Origin of the sequence: Paenibacillus sp. JJ-223, from assembly GCF_927798175.1 — a bacterium.
Classification (GTDB): Bacteria; Bacillota; Bacilli; order Paenibacillales; family Paenibacillaceae; genus Paenibacillus; species Paenibacillus hubeiensis.
The window spans coordinates 25,098-44,665 of the sequence record NZ_CAKMMP010000013.1 but is presented as its reverse complement, the minus strand read 5'-3'; the positions used below and the strand labels follow the sequence as shown (position 1 = coordinate 44,665).

Genomic DNA, 19,568 nt, shown 5'->3' with positions numbered 1-19,568 from the left:
TGCAGTCGTGCGTTTCATTCGCGCCTTTTTCTATGCTCCTAATGTATCACGGAAAAATAGTCATGTGGGGTTCAACATGGTCTCAAGATGAGCGCAAATAAGGTTCACGTTGAGGTCAAATTTCCTGCTAAGACATCCTATATATTATAATGATAGTGGTACACCAAGAAACTAAAAAATATAGGGAGGATATAATGAAAATACTAAACGTTCATATTAAGAGTTACAAAAGCATAAAAGATACAGGCCCGATTAACTTACATAATAAAATCAATGCTTTGGCAGGGAGAAATAATACAGGTAAATCCGCCTTCATCGAAGCCATATATAAAGTTCTAGAGGGCAATCTAGATACTGGTGTAGCAAATACTTCCGAATCACTAGAAGTCATCATGGAAGTAAGCTTATCAATCGAAGAATTAAATGAATTAAATAAGAAGGTTGAGTCCCAATATATGGTGAACACTTTCCAGAAATTTAGATTTTCTTTCAAATATAGTGAGAATGCTATTGCTACAACTTTTGGTGCGCTAGAAGTCTACCATGAGAATTCATACAAACCTGTCTACATAAATGAAAATTATTCTAGTAATAATTCTCCCAGTTATGTGTTCCATTATGTAGATCGTTCAGGTAGCGTCTCCTTTTCAAACACACCTACTTTCTTAAACAATTTAATGATTTTTCTCAAGAATAAAATAGTATATATAGCTGGTTCCAGACACGTCCCTTCGACTGAAGATTCAAGTTTAAACCATTCTTTAAACATCGATGGAACTAACCTCAACGGGTTGCTCTACACTCTGCATAACAATGAGGAAGAAACCTTTGATAAAATTGTTGAAACTTTCATTCAAATTTTCCCTGATGTTACCTCTATTAGAACTCCTATTAACGGAGCGAAACAAACTTTTATTAGTGTATCCTTTGAGGGCATGGATACTCCGATTCCCTTATCACAGTGTGGAAGTGGTTATACTCACGTTCTATTACTACTATGTGTACTCTATACAAAAGAAAACAGTATAGTTCTGTTTGATGAGCCACAAGTATTCTTACATCCTTCTGCAGAGAAAGCTATATATGATTTAGTCAGTGAGAGCAGTGAACACCAATTTATATTCACTACCCACTCACCTATCTTGATTAATTATCCTGCGGAAAAACATTTAATCCATGTCAATAAGTTTAATGCAATAAGTTCTTTCACTCAACTAGATCACATTCAAGAGTTACTACAAGATATAGGTGTAAGTAACAGTGACTATGCTTTGTCTGATAAAGTAATATTTGTAGAAGGACAAACTGAGGAACATGTAATTCCGATGATCCTCTCTCATTTCGGCTTAAAACAGATCGGTTATAACTACAGAATTTTAAATATGAAGGGAACTGGTAATTATTTCAGTAGGAATTCTGCTATGCGGGAGTATAAAAGCAAACTTGACCTAGTTCTAAGTGGCATATCAGAGAGCCCAATACCTTATAAAATAATTATTGATGCAGATAATAAAACCGATGAAAAACTTCTCGCATTAAAAGAAAGTTATGGAGATAATATAATTATTTTAGAGCTCCGAGAATATGAGAATTACTTTTTAGACTGCTATGAAGAATTGTCTGAAGTTATAAATCAGGAAATTTCAGAAGCTACAAATCCAGACGAAATTAAAGCAAAAATTGAACTTATGCTAGCCGATATTACAGATATAAAGCTATTTCCTAGAGGAGCTTCAAACATAACAAAAGATGTTGTTGGAAGCGAAGTTTTAGAGCGCTTATTTAAAAATTATTCTCTTAATTACAATAAAATTGTTCATGGGATGGAACTGACTAAATTAGTATTAAACAACACTCCAGAAAAACTGGAATTCTTTAAAAACGAACTGCAAGATTTCATTAAAGGATAACAATGCAAAAAAAAGAGAAGCTGACGAGTAATCGTCAGCTTTTTTTAGAATTCAGCATCATCTTGCTCAAAAAAGCCGATAAGCTTTAACGTATTGCCGACACTCTCAATACCCTCATCAATCTTGCGTTTGATGGTGCTGTCGCTGAGTGATCGCCGGAAGAATAAGATCGTTTCTTTACGTGAATACCCTTGAATGTATCTGTAATCCACCGCCTTGCGAGCATCTTCGTCTTTAATCAGTCGTTGGGCTCGCTCGAGTTGACGTGTATAAAAATTGTAACGTTTGTAAACCCAACGTTGTTTCTCAATCAGAATTGTGGCGTTTGCCGTCTTGTCAGCATGCAGATCTGTTTGATCGATGCGGCGAGCTGCTTCACCATCGATGCCTACCTGCTGCATTTCCTGCTCGTATTCTTCGAAATCTCTCATCAAAGCAAGCATTTCTGTATATTTTTCAAGCAGGAATTTCGTACGCTGGATCTCCTGTTCATTTGCTTTAGCGAAGAGTTCCCCTTGTCCCCATGCCATCGCCATTCCCCTCATTCCCCTTTATGCTATAATGTCAAGAGGAATGAGGAAATATCAACCATCCTATCCCCCGCCTGGCCGCCAAGCTCGCGGGGGATGTTTGTTATTCCGGAATGACTTCGCTGCAGAATTCTTCCCATTCAGCTGCGCATTCTTCCATGCTCCAACCTTCCACTAAATCTTGCGGATAATCATATTTCAAAAGCAACGCTCTAAAATCCCTTTCCAACTACCATTCGCCTCCACTTCTGTAATACTTCCCACTGCCATTTAATTGCTTTGGAGCCGTAACACTCTTTGGTCCCTTGCTTGGCCGCTCAGGTGGTTTGTCAGCCCCGATCGCCTTCAGGTGCTGCTCGATCTGTTCTTTGGTCCACGTTTTCGTCTTCACGCTGCGATAATCCGTCATCAGCAGATCCTCCCCGACTCAATACGCGTCTTTAAATCGGTCAGCATCGCGTATGCTAATGCATCATGTCCGGTATAATTGTTCATTTGTCTATCGATCCACTTCATGATGCTTGATTGGCTTACAACCTTTGGTCGATTGCCGTTCTTAGTTAATGTTAGTGTTCGTGGACCACCAGATTTATTAGAGAGATACCCCTTCCGGATCAATTTCTCAACATGGTTGTGAGCCGTGGAAACCGACGCCATCATAAGATTGTCGGCAATTTCGCGAATGCTGGGGCCATACCCATTATTCTCAATGTAGAGCCTAACGAAATCATATACATCTTGCTGCCGGCGGCTGAGTGGCTTGTCCAATGTTGCTCTTGTTGTCATATCGTCGTTTCCTCCCCAATTCAGTAAGACTGAGTTACTACAAGTTATCGAACCCAAGCGAAACCCTGGTATCGATCTTCAATTAAATACGAACGCCCTTTTGGGACATAGACATTTTCCTCAATCCGCAGTGGCCCCGCAGCCGTTTGGACTTTACCTTCGGCGGCGATCTCTGCACCTGCAGCAACGACCATTTTGATCTTGCTGATCTCACATCCGCCATCGATCAGCGGGGCAAGAGCGTAATCGATCAACTGAATTACCTTTGGTGAGATGGCCATGACATCAGCTCCTTAGAATAATTGCATCTGTCCGACTTGTCCGGCCGCGACCGGGTTGATCCAAAGAACTTCGGTCCGAGTGCGTCCTGCTTCAGCTTTGACTTGCTTTGTTTCGCGTTTCCAATGTTTTAGTCGGTCATCGTACATTGGATGCGCGTAGCCACTCAACAGCACCGGACCTGGATGATTGTCCAGGACCTCGAGTAATTGCACATGTTCTTCTTCAGTCATTTCATCTGCATAGATCCGATTGCTTCTTGTCGATAAGAGATACGGTGGATCCGCATAGATCAACACATCAGGCAAACGATAACGCTTGATGAGATCAAGAGCAGGCTTGCACTCTATCTGTACGCCCTGCAATCTATCCGTCACTTGAAGAATGCGCCTTGGGACCTCCCTCCATTGTGCCGAAGCAAGTTTATTGGGGCTCTTATCTGACTGGATGTTGCTACGCCATCCGGTTCTGTCACTGGTCTTGGCCCCGATAGCTTGCCAGGTCCGAACCAAGAAACGTCGAGCCCTCTCGACCTCTTCATCAACTGGTTCGTATGATCGGTAATACTCATCGCGGCTGTAAGGCGTCCAGTACACAGCCCGTGCCAGTTCATCGGGCCGATCTCGCACAAGTGAGAATAAATTGACCACATCGCCGTTTTTATCATTTATCGTTTCAATGTTTGCTCGATCCTTGCAGAACAGCGGTGCCCCGGAGCCAAAGTATGGTTCCAAATATGTCGCGTGCGGCGGCATATTACTGATGATCCAGTTGGCCATACTCCACTTACTGCCTGGGTAATGGAGAATACGAGGTATTTTCATAACTATCTCCTTCCTAAAAAATTGCCTATTGAGTCGAATCATGTCAAAATATTGTATTAATCAAACATAAGTAGGTGATAGTTTTCATGAATCAATCGATCAGTATAGAACTAGCAAGACGAGATTCTATGTGGAAAGAATTATTAGAAACTGCAGATCCAAACAAAGTAGAGCCACAGACGTTACGAAAACTACGTTTCTTTTCAGGCCAAGCAGGTATATATCGTGACTCTAAGAACACCCAAAGGTACACTAAAGATAATGCAGGTATAGCAGTTTCCTTATTACATACTGGCAGACACTACTCTGACGAAATTTCCGAAAGCGAAATAATATATCACTATCCCGAAACCTCTAGATCCGGCTTAACGGATAGCAATGAAATTCAATCAGTTAAGAACGCCGCTATTTACAATCTTCCGATATTCGTAATTTCTGATGTCGGAAAAATGAGAAAGGTTCAAATAGGTAAAGTTGTATCCTGGGATGATGCAACCAGTACATTCTTGGTTGAATTAAACCCTCTCAATTTCTTGGCTCATCCTAATGAAATCGATCATTTAGATGACGAACCGTTCGTGCCTAAAGCTCCACGCTTGCCATCCAGAACCGCTACAGTGGGAAATAGAGCTGGCCAGCCGGCATTCAAATTTAATGTATTTAAACGATATGGCGCTTGTTGTGTAGTGTGTGATATGCGAGTCTTACCTTTACTTCAAGCAGCTCATATCATTCCAAAGAAGTCTGATGGCACTGATGACCCACGAAATGGTCTGGTATTGTGTGGAAATCATCATTTGGCTTACGATTCTGGACTATTCTCTTTTGAACCAGTGTCTACAAGGATCCACGTCTCAGCGAAAACAACCAAGGACGAAATCCAGTTAACCCGTTCAGATTTACGCCATCTCAACAAGCTTCCCCATATTGATGCTCTTCAGTGGCGCTGGAGACAATGGTCTGTTGATCAAAGGGAGGACGAGTAGTATGCCCCTTAAAAAAATATGGCGATGGGTTAGATTCATATATGCGCTCTTATTCATAATCTCAATTGTTTTCCTAATTGTATTTTTAGGACTTTTAATTTTGGGGCTGCTTATGGATCAAAAAGCACTTTTAAATGCAGCAATAATTAACTCTCTTACGCTGATAATGGCACTCATCTCTTTACCAGGTATCCTTGTTCAACTAGTTTCCCTATTAGAAATCAATGAGAAGAAAACTTTTACTGTCACCACAAAATGCCCGAACTGCCGACATCTTGTTGACTTGAAAGTAAAAGAAGATTAAATTCGAAGTTTTCATCCCCTGATCGAGCATGGCCAGGGGATGTTGCTATGTGAGGGTTTACGCTACCCCGTTTGCTGTCATTTGCTCTTTGACCTTAGCCTTGTATTTGGAGACTACACCCATCAGCTTTCCTGATGACATGCCCATATCGTTTGCAATGTCCCGCCAAGTCAGAGACGTGTCGCTCAACTTGCGTTCGATCACTGCAGGAACATCCAACGTAATCTCTGCGATCACAGGGCGATTCGCAATGATGTACTGATTGAGCTTGTCCTGCTCAGTTTGAGTACTTTTCGAATCACCTTCATTCGTATCGTTGCCGCCTTCGTTATTTCCTTCCGGATCCGTTTGGCTTTCGCCATTTGGTTGTTGTTCTCCCTGATCCTGCCCGTCGAAGTCCATTTCTGGCGCACCGTTCTTGTCACCGCCATCCTCGCGCATCCAGTCCGGTAAATCGTCCGTTGATGGTTCCCCTGCGCCTTCTTCGCTGACTTGTTGCCCTTCGCCTTCTGTTTGCTCTTGGGAGGGTTCTCCGGTTTGATCAGCGCCGTCTCCGTTCGGTTCCTGTTGATCCAATGGTGTGCCATCGGCGTCGAACAGCTCCGCTTGGTTCTCGTCCTTCTCTTCCTCGCCAGATCCTTCGATTCTGGTTACCACCCCGGATGCATCCGTTGTAACACGACCGCCACCGTTCCAAGTTTGGTACATAGGATCGTCTTCTTCTTCGAAATCAAAGGACGCTTGCGGGTCACCGAGAAGCACCTGGATTTCTTTATTCAAGCTGCCGGTCAGGAATTCAAGGTTTTGCGCTGCAACTTTACGAGGAATGGTCAGTTTCAGTTCTACATCCTCATCACCAAAAACAATTTTCTTCCCTGTTACTGCCATGAATTTTGCGTAATCTTTTGCCATGATTGTTCATCTCCTCAAAATTTTATAATTGCGAATATTCCTTGATTTTCACTTCGATGCGTGGCCGGGAGCTGTATCGCTTCTGAGCAAACACTTCGACCACTTGACTGTCGTCTTTCCAGATAACGCCTTTGAGAGCATCCTTAACACCCTTCAGGTAATTGTCTACGTCGGGCTTGCTGACTGGGCGGATCTCTCCGACCTCGGCCAACGCTGCTTTCTTTTTGCTGAAGGACTTCGGTATGGGCCGATAAATCGTAAGCATCATTCCCAAAGGTCCTTCCAGCAAAGCATCAGGCGCATGCTCGGCCGCTGCCAGTCTGACGTAATCCTTGTAGTCCTTTGACTTTTTCGGATCATACAACCGAACAAAACCGCCTTGAGTCGAAGCTCGGGGTCGTCCTTGCGCCACCGGTTCCCCGTAAACCGTAAACTTGATCATGTGCGCCGCCGTCCTTTCATGATTTGCTTGCGCCGCTGGCGCGCCGGCAGCATGTCCCGTCTGATGACAAACACCTCGGCCAACTTGCGGCCGTCATCACCGCGGACAACGTAACTCAAATGGGTTTGGTGATGCGAATCAATTAGCTTTGACATGAGGCACCTCCGGCCATCCTTTGGCAATTGTCCCAAACTCAGCAATCCCCTCACGGAGCTCAGTTTGATCAATTGTCGGAAAGACCTCCTTCAGCTCGTCCTGATCGGGTACTTGGCCCGTGCGAACGAAACGGTGCTTCATGTATTCGTAAACGGACCATCTGGTCCATGGACTGCCCATAATGTCCGTTCCTCCTTATGCAATTCGTTGAGTCTCTTTATTGAATCTCAGTTTGACCATTCCTGTCGGGCCATTCCGTTGCTTGGCCAGGTTGACCTCCATGATCCCCGGATCTGGTGTATCAGGGTGGTAATATTCGTCCCGGTAAAGCATGATGATGTCGTCAGCTACTGCCGCGATCGCCGCACTTCCTGACAAATCCGAGATGAAAGGTCGTTTGTTTTGGCGAAGATCGACCTCTTGTTTCACCTGAGAAAGCCCGATCAAAGCACAATCGCAATCCTTCGCAGCCTTACGTAGCTTCTGGCAGACTCGATGGAGCGCTGACCCGCTGTTGTCGTTCGCCATGGCATCTTCAAGCACTTCCTGCAGGTAATCGACTACGACCACGTCCAGCCCTTCTTGGCGCTTTAGCCGGCGCATTTCGGAGCAAATGTAATCCGCCGTCACTCCCCGGCTATCGTCCATGTGAATCCTTCGTACTAGGTCCATGTTCTTCGAAATCTTTTCGAGATGGCCCTCCGTGAGATTTCCCGATCGGAGGGCTTGTAGTGTCACGCCTGAAAGGTTCGAAATTGCCCTGTTGTATTTCTGCTCCTTGGACATTTCTAGGCTGAAACTCGCTACCTTGAAGCCTCTCATAGCGGCTCGAAGCTCAACTTCATTGGCGAATGCCGATTTACCGATGCTGGTTCGAGCTCCGACAACGATCAAGTTGGTTCGTTGAAACCCAAGTGTCAGTCGGTCCAGGGCATCCCATCCGGTCATAATTCCCAAGGCTCTGTTCGGGTCTTTGACCTTGAGCACAAGATCCTCGTACCAGCTGATGATGTCATCCATGCGAGTATCCTCTTGCAAAGCCTTCGGTCGAATATCCAAAGCCTTTTGCTCGAACTCGTCCAGAATCCCTTCAAAGCTGCCGGCAGATATATCTGCGAATTTGTCCTTATATTCCTCAACCAATGCCATGGCCTTACGTCGGGCATCAGCTTCAATCAGCTGCCGCACATTCTGTTCAATGTTCGCGGCCGTTACCGCTGCTTCTCTGATCTGAACTAGATAACTGACCCCACCAGCTTTTGCAATATGTTTTTCGAACACTGTCGTGATTGTCGTAACCGAAAGTTCCTTGCCTTGACGATGAAGTTCTTGAATCATCTTCATGAGATTCCGATGCGATGGTTGCGTGAAAATCGAAGGCTGGATGGTTACAGCAACCTGTGAAACAAGGGACGGATCAAGGAAGAATGCGCCTAAGATTTCAGTTTCAAGTGATTCCGTATTGAGCAAGTCGTTGTTCATCTGCCTTTCTTATCCGCTCCATGATCGGATCGTTTTCTAAACCAACATCAGCAACTTGGGCTGAAGAAGTATTCTCTTGGTTTGCTACCTGAACGGTGGGTCCTCCGCGCTTCTTGTACCCCTTCAGAATTCCGTGAACGTAGGCAAGCGTTAAAATCTTGTGCTTGGACGCTTCACGCATTGCTTTAAGCATCCATTCGCCACCATAGTCGTCATAAAGGGTTCCGAATTCTTCGGTTTCAAAAGGGGTGACCTTACCGCCTTCGGTAAAGTTTTGTTCATATGCTCGGTAGAGATATCCGAAGGAATAATCTTGGTTGCTGCCGCTGCCTTTTTTCTCTGTATCTTCCTCAGATAAATGATCTAAAGAACTACTACTGTCTTTAATATTGTTTTTAATATTGTCTTTAGAGAGCCGTTTCGCCTTACAGCGCCAAGGGTTTGAAGCACCTCGAACTTCTTGTTTTAAGAAGGGGTAACTTCTTATTTTAAGAAGTAGTGACTTCTTGTTTTGAGAAGTGAAGGTGACTTTTACTACCTTTTTCACATCCTCAAACTTCTTGTTTTGAGAAGTTGATTTCTTCTTATTTTGAGAAGTTTTCGAATCAAGATTTTTACTGATTAGCTCCCTGAATTTCTCTTCGTCCCATCCTCTGACCGGGCTGATTTGCCATTGTTCATAGTCCTTGTTCACGGAGAAAATGTTGTTCTCTTTCTCCCAAGAAATCACTTTGCAAGTGGTCAGATATTCGAGTTCTTTACGAATATTTTGTTGGCCTATACCGCAAAGTTCGAAGTCCTTGAGTCTGGGCACGAGTGCCGTTTTCTTCTGACATCCATAGGACAGGCGCCAGATAAAGAGAATGATGTCTTTCTGCCGCTTTGAGAAATCCCGACGAATGATCTCATTCCATATCTCGTTCGCCAGCTTCACAAAGCCATGTTCTGGTTGTGGATTTGCCATTCGCCGTCCCTCCTAACGGACTGATGCATGTGAATCCGAGCATGTCGCTCATCCCCTCATTTGTTGCGTTAGATTGCACGCTCCCTCATCGTCTTGTCTTTCCAGGACTTGTCTCCCAAGCAGCGAGCAGGGGTTACTTCGAAATGGCGCCTGCCTTGCATATAAGAGACAAATAAACCTGTTGACCGCTCATAATACATCCCATTCAAAACCCTTTGTTTATGTGGTTCTGGCTGCGTCTCAATGGATGTAAACAAATCAAGTTGAATCGGTTTGCTCATCGATCACGCCCCCTATCATCACGAAGGTAAATATGGGGGTACTTCGCACGAACAACTGACCAGCCTGGGTAGCCTCGTGCAAAGTAATCCCGGACCTCTCGCTTGAACCCTTCCGGATCCGAATCCATTAAGCGCCATATCCGATCACCGATCATGCTGCGTAAAAGCGGCTGACCGGTGATGGTATCCATTTGGCTCATTATTCAAATTCGACCTGTTCAGTGCCCGGTTGTTCACCGACCGGATTCTCTGTCGTGCCCTGTTCCTCTGGTTGGGATGGTGTGATGTCAATGAACGAGTCGTCTGAAGGTGTAATGTCCTTCCGAGTTGTCTCGTCCTGCGTCACAGCAGAAGCAATCTCCACACTGATCGGCAACCACTTCCACCCCGCCCGAACGACTGTTTTTTTACACATTTCCGTGTAGTCCGTGACCCAAGGGCCGTTCTTAGCAGCCTTAGAACGTGCTCTGTGGGCTTCTATTTCGCTGATAGGCATGTAGTGAATGAAATGACCGCCATCGTTGAACTTGGCGACCATATAAGCCCCGACTACCTTGCCTGAATCAGTAGGTTTTTCGTCTTTCCGTAGGAACCATGGGATGTGCTTCAGGTTCTCTTCCAGCCCGTAAGTCAACTCAATGAAATCATTTTCATAGACTTCATGCGCGGCAATAGACTGGATGTTTCCGGATCGCCGAGCCAGATCGATCATGCCCTTGTATCCGATGATGAAAGTTGCTTCCTTACCATATGGAATGATGTAACAATGGCCGATCAATCCCGGTTCCAATCCCAATTGCGCCGACTGCATAACGGCAGCCATCAAAGATGGGATTGAGCATTCGAGCAATTTCGGATTGGTCCTGATCGTTGTAAGCGCGATGCGGCTTAACCGTTCGATGTTCATATGCTTTGGCATGGCCTCAGCAATTTGTGATTCCATCCTTTTAAGGTAAGCAGCGATTGTTTGTGATGGGTTTACAGCAGGAGCGTTGTTTGTTCCCGCGGCCGCCCTCTGCTGTACCTTGTTTTCTAGTGATGTTTGTCCTCGTGCCATAACGGCCTCCTTACTTCACCAGAAATCGGCGTGCCGATGTGGTGTTCGAGTATTTTTCGTACAGATCCGGTTGCTCTTTCTTCAACCGTTTGCTGTCTATTCGGGTGGTTTCGCTCGACTTCCAGGACAACAGCGTTTCGCCGTTGTGTATGGCCAGCTCATTCTCGCCCATAATCGCTTTCAGCTCGTTCTCATACCGTTTGACTTCCTCTGCTGCAACGGCGGCATCTTCTTTTGCAGCCACCAATTTGCGAACAAGTCCTACTTGCTTGTCATCCAAGATGACTTCACTTGCCGGCGCTGATACAGGGTAAAGCTGATTTAGTAAATTCGACGAAGCTTCACTGCCATCGATCATTGGAGGGATGCCGGGCACAACATGCCGGTTCCAAAACTCGTCCTCGATTTGGATCAAGGAATCGATAATGCGGTCATTACGCTCGACCAGCTTATATTGGAACTTCTGGCCACCAATCAAAACGGCGAAATAGCCATAATTCACACCCAGAACAGCCATGTAATGCTGCAGCTGGATCGCATACTCATCAGGTACCTGGTCATCCTCCCATTCGCCCATCTTGTAGGCACTTGCCGTCTTGCATTCCAGAATCCCTAGGCCGCGGCCACCCTTGTCCATGATCAGGCGATCAACGTTGCCAAGCATGAACTTGTGTTCGGGGTGCTGATAAAGTTTATGACTGCGTTGAACCCTCAACCCGGTTTGGATTGTAAATTCACGGGCCACAACATCTTCCAACACATTGCCCCAGTAGGCAGCTTCCCCGGCTTCATCCGGTTCGATCTGACCCGTCTTATCCAAGAACACGCCGACCGGAGATTTATAGCGATTTAATCCAGCCACTGCCGATGCATCAGAACCGCCGATGCCTTTCCGGCGGATCTTCAACCATTCATCGCGGGCCATATTCTTTGTACTGGCTGCAATCATTGCCATATTCGTTCCTCCCTCAAATGAAATCGTGAATGCTCATTCCCCGATCGGCGAGCTCTTCGCGCATCGTGGGATATTCGGAACCGTGTTCTTCAACACATTCACTTTCTTGGGATTCAAGCAAATCAGACATGTACATCCTCCTTGTTTGGGAACGGCCACCATGGTATGATGACCGTGTATCCATATTTAGTTTTCAATGTTCGAGATAGCCCGTTGCCGCGGGCTATTTTTCGTTCTCAACCTCGATCTGTTCCACGGTTGCTCTTAAAACGTTCAACTCTTCTTCCATTCCCTCAGCCCGATCACGAGCTTCCTCAAGGTGAGAAATCAAGTCTCCAAGTTCCCCATCCGTGAATTCAGATAATCTACGAAGGATGTAAGGGGTATTGTTTAATGCGTCATTTGTGTCATCGTTCAAGCTGTTCAACAGATTCAGCATCTTATCAAACAATTCTTGATTGCTCATTTTCCATGTGTCCTCCCTTCATATGTATTGCGGTTACCCGCGACCATCGCCCCAAGGGGCTAGGTTTCGTCCGCTCCGCTGCGGACTCATCAGGCGGTGATTTGATCGATCGCTTCAACTGCTTGTGCCTTGTACTCCAGCGGCAACTCCCGTAAGCTAGCCGCTGCATTTTGCCAGCGAAGGAATACGGATGACCGTTCAATGCGGTAATCATCAACCCCGGCATCATCCGGTAACGCTTCGCTATTAGCCCGCAAAGCCAAGGTAGAAGCGACGTAATTGTCGATAATCTTGCGTGCCATTTGCTCCGTCATACCGTTTCCCCCTTGCGCTTTTGCTCGGGAGAGGATAAAATAAGCAGCACGAGAGACTTTAGTCGAGTTCTCAAAGTGAGTGTCCGCCGTGCCTGGCGGGCATTTTTCTTTTGTGCTTCAAACGAATCGTGCAACCCCTCCATAAATTTAAATGCCTCAATTGCTCGTTCACGTTGCCGTTCTTGCACCATTTCGGGATTTTTATGTATCAGATCGAGATTGTGACGAGCATTGGCTGCGATGAACTGTACTTCCTCTTCCAATTGATCAACCTTCATCTAATTAGCCTCCTATCAGTCTTTGGATCATGCTGATCCCGTCCATGCCATACAAAAATGTGACAATCACTTCCCTGGCTCCTGTTACTTCAGCCCAGTTCATCATCGTGTGCATGTCGGGGATCTTATGATCCTTTTCGTATTTTGAAACGCAGGCTTGTGTACGATTGAGCTTGTCTGCCAGTTGCTCTTGAGTAAGACCTGCTTTTTCGCGGCACGCCCGCATTATTGCACCGAACTTCATTTCCAACCGTGTTCACCTCCCCCCGGAATATTCCATATTGGAATGGCAATGCTAGTAACAAGGGGAGTATCATACCTTTAGAGAGCTTCCCCGGCTCCATGAATCCCCTCACTTCCCGCCAGCCGGTACAGCTCGGCGGGTTTCTTGTATCTTTTTGATTTCAGCTTGAGCTTCCCGTCTTATCGAGTTGAGCTCTCGCTTCGATATAAGGTGTGGATTCCGACATTGAATTTCGAGTGACAAAGTGTAGTCGATTGCCTGATCGATCGTCATTCTTTTAAGGCCAACGCGGGTGACGACTGCTGAAATGAAACATGCACGGGATGTTGGCTTGATCCATTTAAATCGCACCATCAGGCAATCCCTTCTTTCCGTTGGTGGTATTCAAGCGCGTTATTCTTGATCCATTCGGTGTGTTCATCGATCCAAATCATCAAAGAATGAAGTGGTATTCTCGGATGTCCGAATTCACGAATTACAGGGAAATCAGCACGATTGAGAAGTTCGGAAGCCTTTGTAGGACCGACCCTAAGGAATTCCATTAATTCATTTTTATCCATGAGTGCTGGATATTTTTTTGAGTCATCCTTTATTGAAAAATCAATCTTACTGAAAGCATCTTCAACTGCTTTTGAAATGTATTGTTGAAGTTCAGTAGGATTGAGTTCGATTTTGAACAATTCAATAACCTCCTTCACTAAGTCGCTTTGCTGTTTTAGCAAAGTTTTTGGCAAAAAAATTCCCAACGTCACATTCAAGTTGCTCTGCAAGGAGTGGTAAGTGAACAGCTCTAAACAAATACTCTCCATTTTCGTATTTCATATAGGTGGAGGCATTCTTCAGATCCAATGAATCAGCCATATCCTGCAATGTTTTACCCATTTCTTTTCTTCTTTCTTTAATGAAGAGAAGGTCGAATTCCTTTATCATTTTCTTCTCACCTCTCTCTTTGCTGTTTTAGCAAATCTTATAAATCACATATTACATTGCTAAAATAGCAAAGTCAATAATTTTATTGCTATTTTAGCAAATATATTTTTTCTAAAACAGAAAAATGATAAACTTTAATTGCTGTTTTAGAAAGAGAGGAAGTGTTATTCCTTTGTCTGTATCAGGAGAACGTATAAAAAAGTTACGTGAAGAAAAGGGCTTGAGCCAACTTGAGTTTGCAGAAAGAATCGGTATGAGCAATAGCGTTTTATCAAGAATTGAATCTGGAAAACGGCCATTAGAAGACGAGGAAATAAATCTCTTTGCTGATTTCTTTGAAGTTTCTGGAGACTACATCTTGGGACGTTCCATTTCTAAAACTCCATCTGGTGGTAGTGCATACATGGATGGTGGTAAAGGCTGGACTGAAGAGGAAAAAGAGGTTGCGAACGCAGCTATTCAAGCTTGGAGAGAAATGAAGAGAAAACAGATGGAGAAAAACAATCAATAATAACAGATGCTTCACAAATAAAATAATTCTACGGCCCTTCGAGGCTTTTTTTTAAACAGAAACCGAACAAATGTACTGCTTCATTAAGGAGATAGGTTATGCTTCCATATTATGAGCCAACAGACACAGAACTGTTGATTTGCGATTTGTATCAAGCGTTTGGCATTAATCATCCGTACGAACTGGATATCGATCTGATTGCCTCTATTTGGGGGGCAGACATCATTTATTACAATGGAAAACCAAAGTCTCACTGGGAAGATTGGGGTAGCGTTATTTTTCTAAACAAGAACACTTCACTGAAACAACGAAGATCAGACTTTTTTCATGAGCTGGCTCACATTGTGCGCCATGAGGGCAATCAGGATGATCTCCCAGAGCTCTTTGTTGACCTGCAAGAGATACAAGCCTCGAACTTCTGCTTAATCGCTTCTATGCCCTATTATCTTCTTCCCACGCCTTTGGATATGACTTGGAGTGAGTATATAGGAATTTTAGCAGAAGAGTTTAGAGTGCCTATTGAATTAGCTGCTGATCGTGCCGAGCAAATTGCTTCTAGATTGCATGAAGAATACCACACTTATCGTGAAGATGTTGAACTGATGAAAGACAAAATCAACATTGCTGTCTCTCTTTTTCGTTCAACACAAAAAAAGCAACCTTCAAATGAGACAAGACGGTTACTTAGACAATTGAATACTCAGATCAAGGGGTTTTAAGAAGCTAATTTTGATAGCAACTCCATCACCTCGTATATCTATGATGTGCGAAGGTGTTCATATATACCACTACATACTGAGGTGATTTAATTTTGGATGAACTTTATGTCTTGTTATTTTTAATAGGCATGATTGTGGCAATTACATACCTAGCCATGGCTACATTTGCTTTCAAAAAACGAAGCGGAAAAGCGAAAAAACGATATATCATGTCGGGTGTGTTCGCGATCATTTCTGTTATAGGAGTTTATGGTTTATCTCAGGATCTTCCCGATCAACAAAGTGCAGCACAAAATGCAGAAACAGTCGTTGAGGATGACCCATCTCTAATTGAAGAAAACAACAAAGCGGCAATTGCTGTTGATGATCAGTTTCAAAAAATTATAGAAGGAATAACCCCCTATGAACTCCAATCTCTATATGTTATTAGCCACTTCAAAGAAGGGAAAATTGATCACCTATCTGCATACGAGAACATTAGAGATATAAAGGACCGTTATACAGCTACCTATTTAGCTATTAATAAGGTATCCATTCCGAAAGATCTACCAGCAGATTTAATTAGTGATTTACAGAAGATTAAGTCTGGAATAGCTGCAAACTATTTCACCAGGTCAGAAGCCATGAACCATTTTCTCGACTACATTGACACTCAAAAGAGTAGTGATGTCGATAAAATGAATCTGCAGTTAGAACTTTCAATGAGCTTTGTAAAACAGCTAAACCAAAATTCCGCCATATTCTATTCCAAGGTCGGTTTACCTGAGATTCAAATTAAAGAACAGACTGCTAAAATAGATGAGATTATACAAAACTATAACGAAAGTGATAAAGAACAGAATACAAAAATTAAAACTAGTAATAGAGAAATAATATATTCATTAGACATAACACCTGAACAATTTCAAAAAAAATTCAACTCCCTACCGAGAGAAAAAGAATTCGAAAACACCACAATTGAATCGATTACTGTTGATACAACAGCTGCTACCTTTAATAGTTTTCAAGAACCCTTATCCTACAATGTTGATATTACAGGCACTGTCAACAAATCTGATGACACCATCGCTTTTATTCAAGTGGCTTTAAAGAATGAAGGAAACGATCGTGATGAGGAAATTTTTAGAAATACTATCCCTTTATTGATTTCTTCAACCGTTCCAAGTATTTCTGACAAAAGGAAGGGAGAAATTATTTCAAAGGCAGTAGATAATCTATTTAGTGATATCAGAGGAATACAAATTTTTGAAGGAGATTATCGTTTTAGTACAGAAAATACCGCATTCGCTAGCATATTTAGGATTTCTAAAGAATTAAACTAAGCCCTTCGGGGCTTTTCTTTCACTATCGAAACCGAACATACGTTTCTTAAATGGAGTTGATTAACATGGTATCGTACAAAAAGATCAAGGCGAACAATAAGCAAGGGTATAAGTGGATATGTACATTGGAAGGCCCTCCCGATCCGGTTACGGGAAAGAGGAAACAAATACCAAGAAGAGGTGATAGTCAAAAAGAAGCATTAGCTCAAGCTCAAAAAGTCTTAGATGATCTTACGTTGCATGGTGTTGATGCGAAGAAGGTGAAAAATCAAACCTTTGAGCAAGTTAAAGATGAATGGCTTGAGGACTATGCGAAAACCAAGAACGTCAAAGAACGAACTGTTGATTTGAGAAAGTTTCAAGCAAAGGTGATCCTCCAGCATTACGCAAAGGTTCCAATCACAAAGCTAACTCATAAGCATCATCAAAATATGCTAAATGATCTATTTGATAAGGGATTCTCTCAAAGTACCCTGAGAGGAGTGGATATTACGGCAAAAATGATAATGAAATATGCAGTTAAACATAAAAAAAGATCAGATAATCCATTTGTTGACACTGTGATCCCAGTCAAACTTTTGACTGTTGAGGAGATTGAAAAGGACCCTATTACTGAAAAAATATTGGAAAAACACGAATTAGCAGAGTTCCTTGCTGCAGTAAAGGAACATGGTCATCCAATGGATATGGAGATATTTCATTTACTAGCATTTAGTGGTTTGCGTTCTGGGGAATTGTGCGCATTAAAGGATACGGATTTCTTTTTCGAAACGAACGAACTCCGTGTTACAAAAACGTTGTATAGCCCTAAAAACAATAAAAAGGGATATAAGTTAACACCTCCAAAAACAAAAGGGTCGATTCGTAAATTTGATGTGATTGAGAAGGTTATGCGAGGGATTGAAAGTCACATAGAACGTATGCGTTCACAGCGGCAAATATATAAAAAAAAATTTGATGATTATCATGATAAGCATTTTGTTTTTTCCCATGTTGATGGATATCCCTTTGTCACTCAAAATATACTTAAACGAATGAAACGAATACTCAGACACACATCCATTACAAAGGATGCTACTCCACATATTTTTCGCCATACTCATGTCAGTATGTTGGCAGAAGCTGGTGTAGATTTGAAAACAATCATGGAAAGAGTTGGTCATGATGACGTTAAAACGACTCTAAAGATCTATACTCATGTTACTCGAGACATGAAGAAAAATGCTACTGAGAAAATCATGGAACATTTCTCAAGTGTTCTACAGATGTAATTTTTGCAGAGATTGTGATTTTTTCGTGATTTTAAACTTGCAATAGTCATATAAAAACCCTGTAAGCACACGGTTTAAACATTTATTTTTGCCTGTATGTATATTATCTATAGAGTAGTACCCCATCCCTGGCTGTCCTTAAACGAGCAGAAGGCATTTTTTTTGCATGAATCGACATTACGGGATTGAAGGAGGTTAAAGCGCATGATTCTCGTAGCCAATCGGCCCATCCATCTGGATCGGCAGGAATGGACGGATTTCCAATGGCACTGGCTTCAGAAGCTCCAAGACAGCCCCCACGTCTATGCTTATCAGTCCATGGAGCATCTTCACTTTGAATGGGACCTCAGATCCTCCCTTGTAGAAGCCGCAGAAGGCTTGAATGCCAGCGGCGCCAGCTTCTCCACGTTCGAAAATTCGCGATGTAATCCGATGTTTTGGAATCGTACCCGGCAAGGTGGTTTTGAGCTGAAACCAAACGTGACCCCTGCCGCCGGTATTCGGGATATTTGGCAGAATGGCCATTTGTACGGATTTGAATGCGCGACCGCTGCCGTCATCGTCCTTTATGGCGGGGTACTGGGCAGCATACGGGAGGACGCTTTCAATTCGCTATTTCACGATCTGCTCCTGTTCGACTGGCATTATGACAGCGACCTGCGGTTGACCGAAAAAAACGGCAAGCAGTTTGCTCTCCCCGGCGACGTATTATACTTCAAAAATCCCGATGTTTCTCCGGAAACGCCGGAGTGGCAAGGCGAAAATACCATCATGCTTCGAGAGGACTGGTATTATGGACATGGCATCGGCATCGCGTCGGGCCAAGACATCATTCACATTTTGAACCAGAACCGTGTTCCCGGCAGCAGAACCTCCGCCTATTTGATGGATATGATTATTTATCCGGATTTCCTGTACCTTTCGCGCTTTGCCAAAAGCAATCCGTCGAACAACGCCCAGGAGGCAACCACCCCGGTCTTGCCTGGGCAGCTGTACGTACGCGTGGGTAGAAGCCGTTATTTGAGAGTGTAGCATACGTGATGCAAGTTCATATTGAAAAAGACCCCCGGAAAGCAAAACGACTGCTTCCTCCGGGGGTTGATCCGTTATGCCTTGCACAATGCGCTCCCATTACGTTCGGGGGTCGATCTGGACGGCAACCTGCTTGCCGCTGACTTGAATGCCGGTTGCCGGGCTGCCAAACTCTGCCAATGACTTGCACAACTGCTCTGCCCATTCCTTGCCGGCGGTACCTTCCTTTCCGCCTTTCACTTGAATGACCAGTTTGACCGAATCGCCATTTTTAAGAATCCGCTCCGCCTGCGTCTGTTTTACGTCCCGGTCATGGTCCTCCATCTGCAGATTGAGCCGGATCTCTTTTACTTTGCGTTTATCCGGTGATTTCCCGGCCTTTTTCTTCTCTTGCTCAGCTTCCTGCTTAGCCGCGCCTGCTCCAATCAGCCGGCAAGGCGGGGGGCTTGTCATCAGCGACATGCAGACAAGGTCCACTTTATGCTGTTTAGCCAGTGCGAGGGCTTCCCGGGTGGATACGATGCCAAGGTCTTCTCCGTTCAGCCCGGTCAACGCCACTTCGGTTGCTTTGATTTTTTCGTTTTTGATCATGCCTGTCCAGCCTCCTTATCAT

Annotated in this window: 30 protein-coding genes; 8 read left to right on the top strand and 22 right to left on the bottom strand. The window is 44.0% G+C overall.

The window, feature by feature from the left end; all coding sequences use genetic code 11:
* The first annotated feature begins 194 nt into the window (after positions 1-194).
* Positions 195-1,910, top strand: a complete 1,716-nt coding sequence (locus L6H98_RS21455) for an ATP-binding protein (protein WP_236418840.1) — start codon at positions 195-197, stop codon at positions 1,908-1,910.
* A 44-nt stretch (positions 1,911-1,954) separates the two neighbouring features.
* On the opposite strand, the gene L6H98_RS21450 is transcribed toward L6H98_RS21455, so the two are convergent.
* The 6 genes from L6H98_RS21450 to L6H98_RS21430 all read right to left on the bottom strand — a co-directional run bounded on the left by L6H98_RS21450 (position 1,955) and on the right by L6H98_RS21430 (position 4,329).
* Positions 1,955-2,446 carry a hypothetical protein gene (locus L6H98_RS21450; protein WP_236418837.1) on the bottom strand — a complete coding sequence of 164 codons (492 nt, stop codon included), beginning with the start codon at positions 2,444-2,446 and terminating at the stop codon, positions 1,955-1,957.
* 97 nt (positions 2,447-2,543) lie between these two features.
* Positions 2,544-2,669, bottom strand: coding sequence for a hypothetical protein (locus tag L6H98_RS31275; protein ID WP_290371472.1), 126 nt, complete (start codon positions 2,667-2,669; stop codon positions 2,544-2,546).
* A complete protein-coding gene (locus L6H98_RS21445) occupies positions 2,670-2,849 on the bottom strand; it encodes a hypothetical protein (RefSeq protein WP_236418826.1) in 180 nt (59 codons plus the stop codon).
* Positions 2,849-3,226: a hypothetical protein gene (locus tag L6H98_RS21440; RefSeq protein ID WP_236418813.1), complete on the bottom strand. Its 378-nt coding sequence runs from the start codon at positions 3,224-3,226 to the stop codon at positions 2,849-2,851. The genes L6H98_RS21445 and L6H98_RS21440 overlap by 1 nt, the downstream gene beginning before the upstream one ends.
* Before the next feature lie 44 nt (positions 3,227-3,270).
* The gene (locus L6H98_RS21435) at positions 3,271-3,507 is read right to left on the bottom strand and encodes a hypothetical protein (protein ID WP_236418796.1); all 237 of its coding nucleotides are present in this window, start codon (positions 3,505-3,507) and stop codon (positions 3,271-3,273) included.
* Between the two features lie 12 nt (positions 3,508-3,519).
* Entirely contained in the window at positions 3,520-4,329 is an 810-nt protein-coding gene (locus L6H98_RS21430; RefSeq protein WP_236418793.1) for a DNA adenine methylase, read from the bottom strand.
* 86 nt (positions 4,330-4,415) lie between these two features.
* Between L6H98_RS21430 and L6H98_RS21425 the strand changes: the two genes are divergently transcribed.
* Both L6H98_RS21425 and L6H98_RS21420 read left to right on the top strand, forming a co-directional pair.
* Entirely contained in the window at positions 4,416-5,315 is a 900-nt protein-coding gene (locus L6H98_RS21425) for an HNH endonuclease (RefSeq protein WP_236418790.1), read from the top strand.
* A 112-nt stretch (positions 5,316-5,427) separates the two neighbouring features.
* Entirely contained in the window at positions 5,428-5,619 is a 192-nt protein-coding gene (locus L6H98_RS21420) for a hypothetical protein (protein ID WP_236418785.1), read from the top strand.
* Positions 5,620-5,676: 57 nt separating this feature from the next.
* On the opposite strand, the gene L6H98_RS21415 is transcribed toward L6H98_RS21420, so the two are convergent.
* The 15 genes from L6H98_RS21415 to L6H98_RS21345 form a co-directional block, all read right to left on the bottom strand.
* On the bottom strand, positions 5,677-6,531 hold the full coding sequence (locus L6H98_RS21415; RefSeq protein ID WP_236418782.1) for a hypothetical protein: 855 nt from the start codon (positions 6,529-6,531) through the stop codon (positions 5,677-5,679).
* A 22-nt stretch (positions 6,532-6,553) separates the two neighbouring features.
* On the bottom strand, positions 6,554-6,973 hold the full coding sequence (locus L6H98_RS21410; RefSeq protein ID WP_236418778.1) for a RusA family crossover junction endodeoxyribonuclease: 420 nt from the start codon (positions 6,971-6,973) through the stop codon (positions 6,554-6,556).
* Complete coding sequence (locus L6H98_RS21405; protein WP_236418766.1) at positions 6,970-7,128, bottom strand: hypothetical protein; 159 nt, start codon at positions 7,126-7,128, stop codon at positions 6,970-6,972. Before L6H98_RS21405 ends, L6H98_RS21410 begins: the two co-directional genes overlap by 4 nt.
* Positions 7,112-7,309 carry a hypothetical protein gene (locus L6H98_RS21400; protein ID WP_236418764.1) on the bottom strand — a complete coding sequence of 66 codons (198 nt, stop codon included), beginning with the start codon at positions 7,307-7,309 and terminating at the stop codon, positions 7,112-7,114. Before L6H98_RS21400 ends, L6H98_RS21405 begins: the two co-directional genes overlap by 17 nt.
* Positions 7,310-7,324: 15 nt before the next feature.
* Positions 7,325-8,611 carry a replicative DNA helicase gene (locus L6H98_RS21395; RefSeq protein ID WP_236418762.1) on the bottom strand — a complete coding sequence of 429 codons (1,287 nt, stop codon included), beginning with the start codon at positions 8,609-8,611 and terminating at the stop codon, positions 7,325-7,327.
* Positions 8,577-9,575, bottom strand: a complete 999-nt coding sequence (locus L6H98_RS21390) for a replication protein (protein WP_236418760.1) — start codon at positions 9,573-9,575, stop codon at positions 8,577-8,579. The genes L6H98_RS21395 and L6H98_RS21390 overlap by 35 nt, the downstream gene beginning before the upstream one ends.
* Positions 9,576-9,643: 68 nt before the next feature.
* A complete protein-coding gene (locus tag L6H98_RS21385; protein WP_236418758.1) occupies positions 9,644-9,856 on the bottom strand; it encodes a hypothetical protein in 213 nt (70 codons plus the stop codon).
* Positions 9,857-10,055: 199 nt separating this feature from the next.
* Entirely contained in the window at positions 10,056-10,913 is an 858-nt protein-coding gene (gene recT / locus L6H98_RS21380; RefSeq protein WP_236418756.1) for a recombination protein RecT, read from the bottom strand.
* Positions 10,914-10,923: 10 nt separating this feature from the next.
* Complete coding sequence (locus L6H98_RS21375) at positions 10,924-11,868, bottom strand: lambda-exonuclease family protein (protein ID WP_236418754.1); 945 nt, start codon at positions 11,866-11,868, stop codon at positions 10,924-10,926.
* A 223-nt stretch (positions 11,869-12,091) separates the two neighbouring features.
* Positions 12,092-12,334 (bottom strand): hypothetical protein, encoded by a 243-nt coding sequence (locus tag L6H98_RS21370; protein ID WP_236418735.1) that lies wholly within the window; start codon positions 12,332-12,334, stop codon positions 12,092-12,094.
* Positions 12,335-12,423: 89 nt separating this feature from the next.
* Positions 12,424-12,648 (bottom strand): hypothetical protein, encoded by a 225-nt coding sequence (locus tag L6H98_RS21365; protein ID WP_236418725.1) that lies wholly within the window; start codon positions 12,646-12,648, stop codon positions 12,424-12,426.
* The gene (locus L6H98_RS21360) at positions 12,645-12,926 is read right to left on the bottom strand and encodes a hypothetical protein (protein WP_236418723.1); all 282 of its coding nucleotides are present in this window, start codon (positions 12,924-12,926) and stop codon (positions 12,645-12,647) included. The genes L6H98_RS21365 and L6H98_RS21360 overlap by 4 nt, the downstream gene beginning before the upstream one ends.
* A 4-nt stretch (positions 12,927-12,930) precedes the next feature.
* Positions 12,931-13,170 carry a helix-turn-helix transcriptional regulator gene (locus L6H98_RS21355; protein WP_236419630.1) on the bottom strand — a complete coding sequence of 80 codons (240 nt, stop codon included), beginning with the start codon at positions 13,168-13,170 and terminating at the stop codon, positions 12,931-12,933.
* Between the two features lie 353 nt (positions 13,171-13,523).
* Positions 13,524-13,775, bottom strand: coding sequence for a helix-turn-helix domain-containing protein (locus L6H98_RS21350; RefSeq protein ID WP_236419629.1), 252 nt, complete (start codon positions 13,773-13,775; stop codon positions 13,524-13,526).
* A gap of 76 nt (positions 13,776-13,851) precedes the next feature.
* Complete coding sequence (locus L6H98_RS21345; RefSeq protein ID WP_236418721.1) at positions 13,852-14,100, bottom strand: helix-turn-helix transcriptional regulator; 249 nt, start codon at positions 14,098-14,100, stop codon at positions 13,852-13,854.
* 172 nt (positions 14,101-14,272) lie between these two features.
* Between L6H98_RS21345 and L6H98_RS21340 the strand changes: the two genes are divergently transcribed.
* From L6H98_RS21340 to L6H98_RS21320, 5 genes are all read left to right on the top strand, one after another.
* On the top strand, positions 14,273-14,611 hold the full coding sequence (locus L6H98_RS21340) for a helix-turn-helix transcriptional regulator (protein ID WP_236418710.1): 339 nt from the start codon (positions 14,273-14,275) through the stop codon (positions 14,609-14,611).
* A 98-nt stretch (positions 14,612-14,709) separates the two neighbouring features.
* Positions 14,710-15,330: an ImmA/IrrE family metallo-endopeptidase gene (locus L6H98_RS21335; RefSeq protein WP_236418708.1), complete on the top strand. Its 621-nt coding sequence runs from the start codon at positions 14,710-14,712 to the stop codon at positions 15,328-15,330.
* Between the two features lie 92 nt (positions 15,331-15,422).
* Positions 15,423-16,652 (top strand): hypothetical protein, encoded by a 1,230-nt coding sequence (locus L6H98_RS21330; protein WP_236418706.1) that lies wholly within the window; start codon positions 15,423-15,425, stop codon positions 16,650-16,652.
* A gap of 65 nt (positions 16,653-16,717) precedes the next feature.
* Positions 16,718-17,923 (top strand): tyrosine-type recombinase/integrase, encoded by a 1,206-nt coding sequence (locus L6H98_RS21325; RefSeq protein ID WP_236418704.1) that lies wholly within the window; start codon positions 16,718-16,720, stop codon positions 17,921-17,923.
* 204 nt (positions 17,924-18,127) lie between these two features.
* Positions 18,128-18,955: a protein-glutamine gamma-glutamyltransferase gene (locus L6H98_RS21320; RefSeq protein ID WP_236418702.1), complete on the top strand. Its 828-nt coding sequence runs from the start codon at positions 18,128-18,130 to the stop codon at positions 18,953-18,955.
* A 99-nt stretch (positions 18,956-19,054) separates the two neighbouring features.
* Here the strand turns inward: L6H98_RS21320 and infC are convergent, their stop codons facing one another.
* Positions 19,055-19,546, bottom strand: a complete 492-nt coding sequence (gene infC / locus L6H98_RS21315; protein WP_236418699.1) for a translation initiation factor IF-3 — start codon at positions 19,544-19,546, stop codon at positions 19,055-19,057.
* Positions 19,547-19,568 lie beyond the last annotated feature (22 nt).